This is a genomic window from Frankia sp. R43, assembly GCF_001306465.1.
GTDB classification, from domain to species: Bacteria; Actinomycetota; Actinomycetes; order Frankiales; family Frankiaceae; genus Parafrankia; species Parafrankia irregularis.
Genome location: NZ_LFCW01000015.1, coordinates 123,217 through 133,959 on the forward strand (window position 1 = coordinate 123,217; position 10,743 = coordinate 133,959).

Here is a 10,743-nt window from a genome sequence, read left to right on the forward strand (position 1 = left end):
CGCCATAGGCAGAAAGTCGCCCCAGGCGGCCCGGCGGAAGAAGGCGACGCGGCGTGGACGAGCTCACCATGGACGGGCTCACCGTGGACGGGATCGCGATGGAAACGATCTCCATGGGTGGGTTCACCATCGACGAGATCACTGTCGAGCGGATCCTGCCGCCCGGCGCGCAGGGTCGGGGCACGACCCCGGAACGCGACGACGACCCGGTCCGGATTCCGGTCCGGAGCCCGAGCGTCAGCCCCGCCCGCGGCGGATGGCTCGCGGCGCACCCGCCGGCGGGCGGTCTTGAGCTCGGCGGCTTCACCTTCGCCGACCTCGAACCCGCCGGGCTGGGCCGGCTCGGCCTCGACCTGCGCCGCCTGGAACTGCTCGCCGGGTTCGACGCGGCCGAGGAGTGGCTGTCCGGTCGTGGGCTCGCCGGCGTCGAGGTGAGCCGCTTCGAGCCGGACGACCCCGCGGTGAACCTGATCACCGACCTCACCGGCAGGCGGACCGCTGCGGCCGGCACCCGGCTCGGCGCCGACGCCAGGGCGGACACTGTAACCGTGACCGCCACCAGCAACGGCCTTGACCGAGGATCAGACCTGTCAACCGGCACCGACGCCGGCACGGGCGCAGGCACGGGCACCGACGCCGGCCAGCGCGGCAGTGCCTCGTCGCCGGGGCCGGGGTCGGTGCCGGCCCCCCGTCCCAGCACCATGGTCTTCGAGCGGGCGGCCCACGACTACGACGCCGACGTCCACGGGATCCCGTTCTTCCGCCCGCTGGGCCGAACGCTGGTCAGCGCCGCCGGCGTCCGGCCCGGCGAGGACGTGGTCGATCTCGCCTGCGGGCGCGGCGCCGTCCTCATCCCCGCCGCCGAGGCGACCGGGCCCACCGGTTCGGTTCGCGCCTTCGATCTGGCGCCGACCATGGTCGCGCTGACCGCCGCCGACGTCACCGCCCGCTCGCTGCCCTGGGCGACCGTGGCGGTCGCCGACGCGACGAATCCTCCGGTCGAGCCGGCCAGTGCCGACGTGCTGCTCTGCGGCATGGGCCTGTTCCTGCTGCCCGACCCGGCGGGAGCGCTCGCGCGGTGGCGCGGCCTGCTGCGGCCCGGCGGGCGGCTGGCCGTCAGCGTCTTCGGTGCCCCGGACCCGCTGTGGAGCCGGCCCGACTACCCGCTTCGCCTGGCGACCGGCCTGGGCGCGGCCGACCGCCGGCCCGGGCAGGCCATCCTGGCGGAAGGCGCACTGGCCCGGGCGTTCACCGCGGCCGGATTCGAACTCACCCGGGACGATCTCGTCGCCACCGACCTGGTCTTCCGCGACGTGGAGCACTGGTGGCACTGGGCGTGGGGCACCGCGGTCCGCTCGATGCTCGAGAAGGTCGACAACGCCGACCTCCCGGCGATGATCGATGACCTCACCCGGTGGCACGCGCCGTCGGTGGACGCTGGTGGCCTGCACTGGCGTCCGACCATCCGGATCGTCACCGCCACGGTGGGCGCGCCCCGCGGCTGAGCCCGCCCGGTCGCAGGGCGCACCGGTCGCACGGGTAGCCGGTAGCCGGTACGGAGTCCGAATCCCGCACCCGCCCCCGCAGGCACCGACAATTCGTCTCGAGAGGGGCAAAATAGGCAGGGGTGCACCTGGCATCCCGCAAGAAGTGCGGATTCTGGTCGTTGGAGCGACCAGAATCCTTCACTCTTGCGACCCGCCAAGCGCTGCTGGGCCCCTGATCGTGACCGCGAGGCCCAACAGGTGACCGGGAAGGGCCTCAGGCCAGGTAGCGGACCACCGTCTCGGCCACGCAGACCGGCTTGGTGGCGCCCTCCATCTCGATGGTGACCTGGTTGACCGCCTGGACACCGCCGGGCACGTCGTCGACCGACAGGTTGCGGACGATGCCGCGGACCCGGGAGCCGACCGGGACCGGCTGCGGGAAGCGCACCTTGTTCAGGCCGTAGTTCAGCGCCAGCTTGATCCCGGTGACCTGCGCGACGTCAGCGGAGATCACCGGGATCAGCGACAGCGTGAGATAGCCGTGGGCGATCGTGGTCTTGAACGGCCCGTCCTTCGCCCGCTCCACGTCGACGTGGATCCACTGCCAGTCGCCCGTGGCGTCGGCGAAACCGTTCACCTGCTCCTGGGTGATCTCCCGCCACGAGCTGGTGCCCAGCTCCTGGCCCTGCAGCTTCCTCAACCCGTCGATTCCGTCGATCGTCGCCATCTGGCGAGTATCTCGAAGCCGTCGCTGACACGCACCGGGAACGACGCGGGTCCGGGACGCTCACTGCGGAGCGTGCCCGGCCCTGCGTTCAGGCCTCGCGTTCGGGCCCTGCGTTCAGGCCTCGCGTTCGGGTTCCGCGTCAGGCGTGCGCGACGAAGTTGAAGCGGCTGCCGCTGTCGAAGGTGCGGCGGAAGCTGCCGAGCGTGTACGGGCCGGTTCCGTCCATGTCGAAGATCCGCAGACCCAGATCGCCGTCGATCAGGCGGTACATCTCCTCCGCCGTGGTCCCGTACTTCCGGGCGGCGGCACCGAACTCGAAGATGATGTACGGGCGGTTCGTGGCCAGCAGCTTCTGCCCGCCCTTCAGCACGCCGTACTCGGCACCCTCGACGTCGATCTTGATCAGGTCCAGGCGGTGGTCGGGCGGGAGGGTCTCGTCGAGCACCTCGACGACGACCTCGATCTCCTCGACCTCCTCGGCGCCCTCCGCCGTCCGCTGACGCAGCCCGCTGTACGCCGGCCGGCTGCGGACGTAGGCGAACGGGCTGACCCCGGACTTCTCCGCGAGCGCGGCCTGCTTCAGCGTGACGGTCGGGAACTCCAGGCAGAGGTACTCGAAAAGGTGCGGAAGCGGCTCGTAGGCGATGTGCTCACCGCGCGGGGCGTGCAGCACGATCGACTTGAGCACGTCGCCGCGGTGCGCACCCACGTCGATGCAGTTGGAGTCCTCCTGGAGCACGAAGGAGAGCAGCAGCGCGAGGTGTTGGTCATCGACCGCGTTGCGGCGGGCGCTGGGCAGCACGGTGCGGCGGACCAGCTTCAGCGCCGGCCCCAGACCCAGCTCGACCGCGGTCTGGCGGAGCTGACCGAGCTGTCTGTTCATCTGCTCCTGCATCGCGGAACGTCCCTTTCGCGAGCCATCCGTCCGGCGCGGGCCCGACGCCGGCTGCGCTTCGCTGCGCTCGCCGCCGGGCTGGGCCATCCAGGCTGGTTGTCCGAAAAATGTGCGGTCTGTGCTGTCACGCACAACACCGCGCACTTCGCCGTCGCGCCAATTGTGACAAGTCGCCCGGGAGGGCCCACCGCCACCCCCATCATTGGCCACAGTCCGGACACTGTGCCCAGCTGCACCACCACGTACCAGCTCCAGGTCAAGGCCCGAAGGTGGTCAGAAACCGGACGGAAACCGGACAGCCCAGGCCTTGGTCCGGGCCAGTTCAGGCCCGGACCAGGCTCCGAACAGGCCCGGACTTTCCCGAACCGGCCTGGCACACCGACCGGATCAGGCCCGGGCCAGGCCCGGTTCACCGCCCGGATCAGTCCCGGGAGTCGAAGGCCTCCACCGGCGGGCAGGTGCAGACCAGATTGCGGTCCCCGTAGGCGCCGTCGATCCGCCGCACCGGCGGCCAGTACTTCGCCGCCCGCAGCGACGCGACCGGGTAGGCCGCCACGGACCGCGGGTACGGGTGGTCCCAGTCGTCCCCCGTGACCATCGCGGCGGTGTGCGGAGCGTTGCACAGCGGGTTGTCCTCCCGCGGCCAGACGCCGTCGCCGACCTTGGCGGCCTCGGCCCTGATGGCGATCATCGCGTCGCAGAAACGGTCGATCTCGCCGAGGTCCTCGCTCTCGGTCGGCTCCACCATCAGCGTCCCGGCGACCGGGAACGACATGGTCGGCGCGTGGAACCCGTAGTCGATCAGGCGCTTGGCGATGTCGTCGACGGTCACGCCCGTCGCCTTGGTCAACGGCCGGAGATCGAGGATGCACTCGTGCGCGACGAGACCATTGCGCCCGGTGTAGAGAACCGGATAGTGCGGCGCGAGCCGACGGGCGATGTAGTTGGCGTTGAGCACGGCCACCGACGTCGCCGCCCGCAGTCCGTCCGCGCCCATGAGGCGGATGTAGGCCCACGGGATCATGAGGATGCCGGCGGATCCCCACGGCGATCCCGAGATCGGCCCGACCCCGGTCTCGGGGCCTGCCTCCGGGCACAGTGGGTGGTTCGGCAGATACGGCACCAGCTTCTCGCCCACCGCCACCGGCCCGACCCCCGGGCCGCCGCCACCATGCGGGATGCAGAAGGTCTTGTGCAGGTTGAGGTGGCTCACGTCCGCCCCGAACCGGCCCGGCTTCGACAGCCCGACCAGCGCGTTGAGGTTCGCCCCGTCGACGTAGACCAGTCCGCCGGCGTCGTGCACCACCGCGCACGCCCGGGCGATGCCCTCCTCGTACACACCGTGCGTCGACGGGTAGGTGACCATGAGGGCCGCCAGCACCGACGCGTGCTTCGCCGCCTTCGCGGTCAGGTCGTCCAGGTCGACGTTGCCCTCCGCGTCGCAGGCGACCACGACCACCCGCATGCCGGCCATCGCGGCGCTCGCCGCGTTGGTGCCGTGGGCCGAGGACGGGATCAGGCAGACGTCACGCACCGGCGCGCCCGGCTCGGCGTGGTCACGGTGGTAGGCGCGGATGGCCAGCAGCCCGGCCAGCTCCCCCTGACTGCCGGCGTTCGGCTGCACCGAGACGGCGGCGTACCCGGTGATCCGCGCGAGCCACAGCTCCAGATCCCGGATCATCGACACGTACCCGGACGCCTGGTCGATCGGGGCGAAGGGGTGGATGTCCGCGAAGTCGGGCCAGGTGACCGCGGCCATCTCGGTCGTCGCGTTGAGCTTCATCGTGCAGGAACCGAGCGGGATCATGCCCCGGTCGAGGGCGAAGTCGACGTCGGCGAGACGCCGCAGGTACCGCAGCATGGCCGTTTCGGACCGGTGCGAGTGGAACACCGGATGCGTCAGGAAGGCCTCGTCCTCCCCGCGGAGCAGCGCGGCCGGCAGCGCCGCCGGCACCGACACCGCCACCCCCGCGGACGCGACCTCGGGCGCCGGGCCCTCGGGAGCACTCACACCGAAGGCGGCCCAGACGGCACGCAGATCCGCCTCCACCGTCGTCTCGTTGCAGGAGACGCCGACATGGTCGGAGTCGACGAGCCGCAGGTTCACCCCATGCACGAGGGCGTCCGCCACGACCTGCCCGGCTCGCCCCGCCACCCGGGCGAGCACCGTGTCGAAGAACTCGCCGTGGACGATCTCCACGCCGCCGGCACGCAGACCGGCCGCCAGCCGCACCGCCTGCGCGTGCACCGCGCCGGCGATCGCGGCCAGCCCCGCCGGGCCGTGGTAGACGGCGTACATCGAGGCCAGCACGGCCGGCAGCACCTGGGCGGTGCAGATGTTGCTGGTCGCCTTCTCCCGCCGGATGTGCTGCTCCCGGGTCTGCAACGTGAGGCGGTAGGCGGGGTCGCCCGCCGCGTCCACCGAGACACCGACCAGCCGGCCGGGAAGCATCCGCTCAAGGCCGGACCGCACCGCGAGATAGCCCGCGTGCGGGCCGCCGAAGGACAGCGACAGCCCGAACCGCTGGGTCGTGCCGACCACGATGTCCGCGCCGAGACCGCCGGGGGCGCGCAGCAGCGTGAGCGCCAGCAGATCGGCCGCGACGGTCACGACGATGTCGCGTTCCCGCGCCTGGGCGAGGAGGCCCCGAGGATCGCGCACGCCCCCGTCCGCGCCCGGGTAGGACAGCAGCACGCCGAAGACGTCCGGCAGGATGTCGGCTGCGACCGCTGCCACCGCTGCCGCGGCGGGCCCGGCTGATGCGTCCGACAGCGCGGTGGCTTCGTCCGCCGGGACGGGGGACTCACCCGGCGCCGGCGTCGGCCGGGGGGTGAGGCCGTCCCGGAGGTCGGCGACGACGACGGTGATGCCGAGCGCCTCCGCCCTGGTGCGGACGACGGCGACGGTCTGGGGCAGAGTGTCCGCGTCGATCAGGAAGGTGGAGCGCTTCCCCCGGGTGGCGCGGTAGGCGATCTGCATCGCCTCCGCCGCGGCGGTGGGCTCGTCGAGCAGCGAGGCACCCGCGACCGCCAGACCGGTCAGGTCCGTGATCATGGTCTGGAAGTTCAGCAGGGCTTCGAGCCGGCCCTGCGAGATCTCCGGCTGGTACGGCGTGTAGGCCGTGTACCAGGCCGGGTTCTCGAGCACGTTGCGCTGGATCACCCCCGGCATGACCGCCGGGCTGAAACCCAGGCCGATCATGGAGGTGACGCGGCGGTTACGACCGGCCAGCGCCCGCAGCTCCGCGAGGACCTCCGTCTCGGTGACCGCCGGCGGTAGATCGAGCTCGGTGTCCCGGATGGCGGCGGGTACCGCCGCGTCGGTGAGCGCGGTCAGCGAGCCCAGGCCCAGCAGATCGAGCATGGCCATCCGGTCGGCGTCATCCGGGCCGATGTGGCGGTCGACGAACCGCGGGATCGCCTCGACCACGAGCGCGGCGCCCGGCTCGGGCCGCTGCCGCGGGGGCGCCTGGCGCTCGGACCCGGCCTCACGCCCAGTCGTCGTACCGGCGCCGTTCGTGGTGCCGGCACCATTCGTGGTAGCCGCGCCATTCGTGGTAGCCGCGCGGTTCGTGGTAGCCGCGCCGTTCGTGGCACTGCCGTCAGCGGTACCGCCGCCAGTATCGGCGGGCTGAGCGGAGGAATCCGGCGGCGTCGCCGCAGTGGTGATCTCGGTGGTCATCGTCGCTTCGCTCCGGAGGTCGTGCGACGCCGAAGAGAGACCACACCGAACGGTGACGACACCGGACGGCTGTGGTCCCCCGCCCGCGTCGCGGCGGGCCTCCCCCTCTGTCATGAGCCTGAGAGCTTCGCCGGCCACCACGCCCGGGGTCACCCGGACACCAGCGGCCGACTTGCACCGTCGGCGGGACACAGTCCTCGTGTCCGCTTTTCAGAGTCGCCTGACCCGGCGGTCTTGAGCCTGAGAGTTTGTGGGGAGATCTTGCTCCTTCGGCGCTCCGAGGCTGGCCCGGAGCTCTCCCGCACGGGTGTGAGCGGCGCGATGTGCAGTTGTCGATGTTGCGGGTGGCCAGGTTGCAGGTGGCCGGGTTGCAGACAGCCATGGTGCGGTTGACGCGGGTGCGCGGTGACGCTGGTCCCGCCGCATAGGCTAGTCGGCCCTGTCGCCGGCCGCCAAAGATCTTGCAAACCCGCTCAAAGTCCGCGAGGCCACCGTCTCGTCCGCGACATCGTCGTCGCCCTCGCAAGCCCAGGCGCTCAGCAACCGGACCCGCCCCACCGCCGGATCACGGTCCGCCACCTGAGCAGGTCACCGCGGTCGGCCCACCGCACGGCGCCCCACCGGAGGTCCCGCGCCCCCACACGGCGTCGCCCCACCGGGGATCCCGCACCCCCACACGGCGTCCGCAATTCGCACTAATAAGGACAAACAGGACGCGGCACCACCTGACAACCCGCAAGAAGTGAGGATCTCGGTTGCTCCAACAGCCAAAATCCTCGCTTCCTGCTCGGAAGCAGCGGGTGGGCAGAGCGCTGGTGCGACTCCATACTGCTCACTGGAACTAGACGCTGGCGCGCTCGCGCTTGCCCGTCGGATGCGCGGTGCGGAACTTCGCGGCCTCCTCGTCGCTGCGCGCCCCGCCCCGCTCCCCTTCGAAGAAGGTCTTGGCGAGGCGGTCGTGCGACGTCTGGTCCGTCACCTGCCGGGCCATCTCGTCATCCGAAATGCCCTGCCCGGCTGGCTCCGTGTGCCGTCCACCCTTTACGACCTGGTGCGACATGTCCAACCTCCTGACATCCGCCGCCGTTGCACGCTCCTCGGACGATCCATCCGGCCGGTGATTGCCGGCCCGGATCCCGCCCTCGATGTCGACATGCCCGGATCAGACCCTGGTCATCCCAACGGCCACCGACAGCCAGCCCCCTGCCGCCGACTGCCGGACCCCACCGACAGCCAGACCCCCGCCGGCAGCCAGCCGGTCGGGACGCAACCCTCCGGACGCGCCCCGGCTATCGGGTCCACCGGATTCACCGGAACCATCCGGCACCGGTATGTTTCCCACTAGGAGATATCCGCCGATACCACGCATATAGCAGGCGACCTGGGTGCGACGTGCGCTATATCACCGGGTGTAGCGTCGCCGGAGATGAGCCGCGCCCGAGGAGCGGAAGCCAGATGATCAGCGGTTATCGGTTCCTCCGGGACCTCGGCCACGGTGGTTTCAGCACCGTCCACCTCGCCGAGCAGGAGATCTTCGATCGGCAGGTCGCCGTGAAGGTCATGCATGCCGATCTGCGCGATCCGGACGCGCGGCGCCGGTTCGTCCGGGAATGCAGGGCGACCGGCCGGCTCACCGGGAACCCGAACATCATCACCGTGTTCGACGCCGGAACCACGATCGACCACCGGCCGTACATCGCGATGGAGTACTTCCCGGCGGGAACACTGCGCGACCGGGTGATCGACCAGGGCCCCCTGCCCGTCCGGGAGGTGCTGGCACTCGCGGTTCCGGTGACCCGCGCCCTGGATGCCGCACACCGGCACGGCATTCTGCACCGCGACCTGAAACCGGCGAACATCCTGCTCCGTGCTTCGGGCGAGCCGGTGCTCAGCGACTTCGGCATCGCCAGCGTCGCGGAAGGCCTCGACCCGGCGACCTTCTCGGCGGCATTCACCGCCGGTTTCGCGGCACCGGAGGTGCTGCTCGGCGAGCAGCCGGAAACCACCTCGGACGTGTTCGGGCTCGCCGCGACGCTCTTCGCACTGCTCACCGACCGCACGCCCTTTCCCGGAAAGACCCCGGCCGAAATCTTCACCCGGATCCAGGCCGGCGAGATGCTGCCGCTCGATCGCCCGGACGCACCACCAGCCCTGGACGATCTCCTTCGCCGCATGCTCGCCCGCACGCGGGACCAGCGGCCGGGCCTGGATGAGGTCACAGCAGAGCTCACCTCGCTGCTCACCGAACTGGAGCACGGCGACCCCTACCCTTCAGCCGGCTGGCAGGGCACAGGCCCGCGCGGCGAGGAGTACGGCGAGGACAGCACAGGTGCACCGCTCGAATCGCCGCAGCGCTCCCGGCCTCGGCGCCAGCGCCGAAGCGGGTGGCAGGTCGCGGCCGTGGCCGGCTCGGCCGCGCTGCTGACGGCCGGGGCGGTCGCCCTCTTTCTGCAGCTTGCGCGCCACGGCGAACAGGATGACGCCGCCGAGCTCACCACGAGTACCAGCTCCACCGCACCGACAGCGGCGGGCGCGGTGGGCACCAGCCCCGGCGCCCCGACCAGTCCCAGCACGAACGCCAGCACCGGCACCGGCGTGGTGGTCACGAACACACCAGTGCCTGCAAGCGCCACGGCCGGCCCCTGCGGCTTGCAGTACAGGGAGATCCGTGACTATCAGAATCGCGTCTTCGAGAGCCAGTACATGTGCTCGACGGACGTCGCCTCACCGGTCTACGCCAACATCGGCGCCGGCGACACCGAGCCACTCGACGACACCGGCATGATGGAGAAGTCCAGATCGGTCTGGGTCGTCTGCCAGATCGCGGGTCGGCCGAATCCCACCACCGCCACCGGTAGGCAGAGCACCTGGTGGCTGTACACCCAGGGCGACGTGTTCGCGGAGAACAGCCACGGATACCGCGAGAAATGGGGGTACCTGCCGGCGAACACGGTGACGTACCACAACGCGGGCAACGGATCCGTACCAGGCGTCCAGGTGTGCACCGGGTCGCCCTGACCCGTCCCGTTCCACCCGGCCCCTCGCCCCTGGCCCCCCGCAGTGGTCCGTTCATGGCCTGTGGCCGTGGAAGGTGCGGCGCACATCGCGCCGCTGTACCAGGAGGTCAGGCGCTACGGCGCGGGTCAAGTACCTCGGGGCGTGAGACAGCACGCCAGGTCGCGCATGACGGCGGCCCGGTCGGCATAGTCGGCAGGAAGGGATCCCCGCCGGGAGCCGGAAACGAGTGCGCGAGGAGCGGCACGTGTCAGGACTCGACCGCGATGGTGACGTGTTCATCCTGGACCTGGGGGACGGGGAGAACCGGCTGAATCCGGATTCGGTGGCCGCCATCAACCTCGCCCTCGACGAGGTGGTGGCCGCGCCGGCACCGAAAGCCCTGGTCACGAGCGCGTCCGGCAAGTTCTGGTGCAACGGGTTCGACCTCACGTGGATGACCGCGAACCCCGGTGAGATCGAGCCGTTCATCCAGTCGGTGCGGGTGCTGTTCGCCCGCTTCGTGACCGTGGGGCTGCCGACCGTCGCCGCGGTCGGCGGGCATGCGTTCGGCGCCGGCGCGGCGCTCGCGCTCACCCACGACCAGCAGGTCATGCGGGTGGACCGGGGCTACTTCTGCTTCCCCGAGGTCGACATCGACATCCCCTTCAGCGGTGGGATCACCGACCTGATCCGCTCCCGGCTGCCAGTCCGGACCGCCCACGAGGCGATGACGACCGGCCGTCGGTACGGCGGCGACGACGCCCTTGCGGCCGGGATCATCGACGGCGTGGCGGACCAGGACAAGGTGCTGCCGACGGCGATCGGGATGGCCCGCCCGCTCACCGGCAAGGCGGGCCCGACGCTGGGCACCATCAAGTCGAGGCTGTACGCCACGGCCGTCGCCGGGCTGGTCGCGGGCCAGGCCGTCGAGGTGCCGATCTGACCGACTGCTCCG

At 71.1% G+C, this 10,743-nt stretch carries 7 protein-coding genes and 2 riboswitches; of the genes, 3 read left to right on the plus strand and 4 right to left on the minus strand.

What is annotated here, in order from left to right; translation table 11 throughout:
* The first annotated feature begins 53 nt into the window (after positions 1 to 53).
* Positions 54 to 1,505, plus strand: coding sequence for a class I SAM-dependent methyltransferase (locus ACG83_RS43455; protein WP_235498491.1), 1,452 nt, complete (start codon positions 54 to 56; stop codon positions 1,503 to 1,505).
* 256 nt (positions 1,506 to 1,761) lie between these two features.
* Here ACG83_RS43455 and ACG83_RS39910 read toward each other — a convergent pair whose 3' ends face one another.
* The 4 genes from ACG83_RS39910 to ACG83_RS39925 form a co-directional block, all read right to left on the minus strand.
* Positions 1,762 to 2,214 (minus strand): MaoC family dehydratase, encoded by a 453-nt coding sequence (locus tag ACG83_RS39910; RefSeq protein WP_054571437.1) that lies wholly within the window; start codon positions 2,212 to 2,214, stop codon positions 1,762 to 1,764.
* A 139-nt stretch (positions 2,215 to 2,353) separates the two neighbouring features.
* On the minus strand, positions 2,354 to 3,097 hold the full coding sequence (locus tag ACG83_RS39915; protein WP_235498492.1) for an FkbM family methyltransferase: 744 nt from the start codon (positions 3,095 to 3,097) through the stop codon (positions 2,354 to 2,356).
* Between the two features lie 433 nt (positions 3,098 to 3,530).
* A complete protein-coding gene (gene gcvP / locus ACG83_RS39920; RefSeq protein ID WP_063793371.1) occupies positions 3,531 to 6,791 on the minus strand; it encodes an aminomethyl-transferring glycine dehydrogenase in 3,261 nt (1,086 codons plus the stop codon).
* 105 nt (positions 6,792 to 6,896) lie between these two features.
* Positions 6,897 to 7,007, minus strand: a riboswitch (glycine riboswitch).
* A gap of 3 nt (positions 7,008 to 7,010) precedes the next feature.
* Positions 7,011 to 7,104: riboswitch (glycine riboswitch) on the minus strand.
* Positions 7,105 to 7,632: 528 nt separating this feature from the next.
* Positions 7,633 to 7,851 carry a hypothetical protein gene (locus tag ACG83_RS39925; protein ID WP_054571439.1) on the minus strand — a complete coding sequence of 73 codons (219 nt, stop codon included), beginning with the start codon at positions 7,849 to 7,851 and terminating at the stop codon, positions 7,633 to 7,635.
* 395 nt (positions 7,852 to 8,246) lie between these two features.
* Here ACG83_RS39925 and ACG83_RS39930 point away from each other — a divergent pair, with 395 nt between their 5' ends.
* Entirely contained in the window at positions 8,247 to 9,809 is a 1,563-nt protein-coding gene (locus ACG83_RS39930) for a serine/threonine-protein kinase (RefSeq protein ID WP_054571440.1), read from the plus strand.
* Positions 9,810 to 10,053: 244 nt separating this feature from the next.
* Positions 10,054 to 10,731, plus strand: a complete 678-nt coding sequence (locus ACG83_RS39935) for an enoyl-CoA hydratase-related protein (protein WP_235498493.1) — start codon at positions 10,054 to 10,056, stop codon at positions 10,729 to 10,731.
* Positions 10,732 to 10,743: the final 12 nt, after the last annotated feature.

Bases quoted from the DNA above. Each gene is read 5' to 3' on its own strand.
- ACG83_RS39910 (WP_054571437.1), bottom strand. From the start codon at position 2,214: ATGGCGACGATCGACGGAATCGACGGGTTGAGGAAGCTGCAGGGCCAG.
- ACG83_RS39915 (WP_235498492.1), bottom strand. From the start codon at position 3,097: ATGAACAGACAGCTCGGTCAGCTCCGCCAGACCGCGGTCGAGCTGGGT.
- gcvP (WP_063793371.1), bottom strand. From the start codon at position 6,791: ATGACCACCGAGATCACCACTGCGGCGACGCCGCCGGATTCCTCCGCT.
- ACG83_RS39925 (WP_054571439.1), bottom strand. From the start codon at position 7,851: ATGTCGCACCAGGTCGTAAAGGGTGGACGGCACACGGAGCCAGCCGGG.
- ACG83_RS39930 (WP_054571440.1), top strand. From the start codon at position 8,247: ATGATCAGCGGTTATCGGTTCCTCCGGGACCTCGGCCACGGTGGTTTC.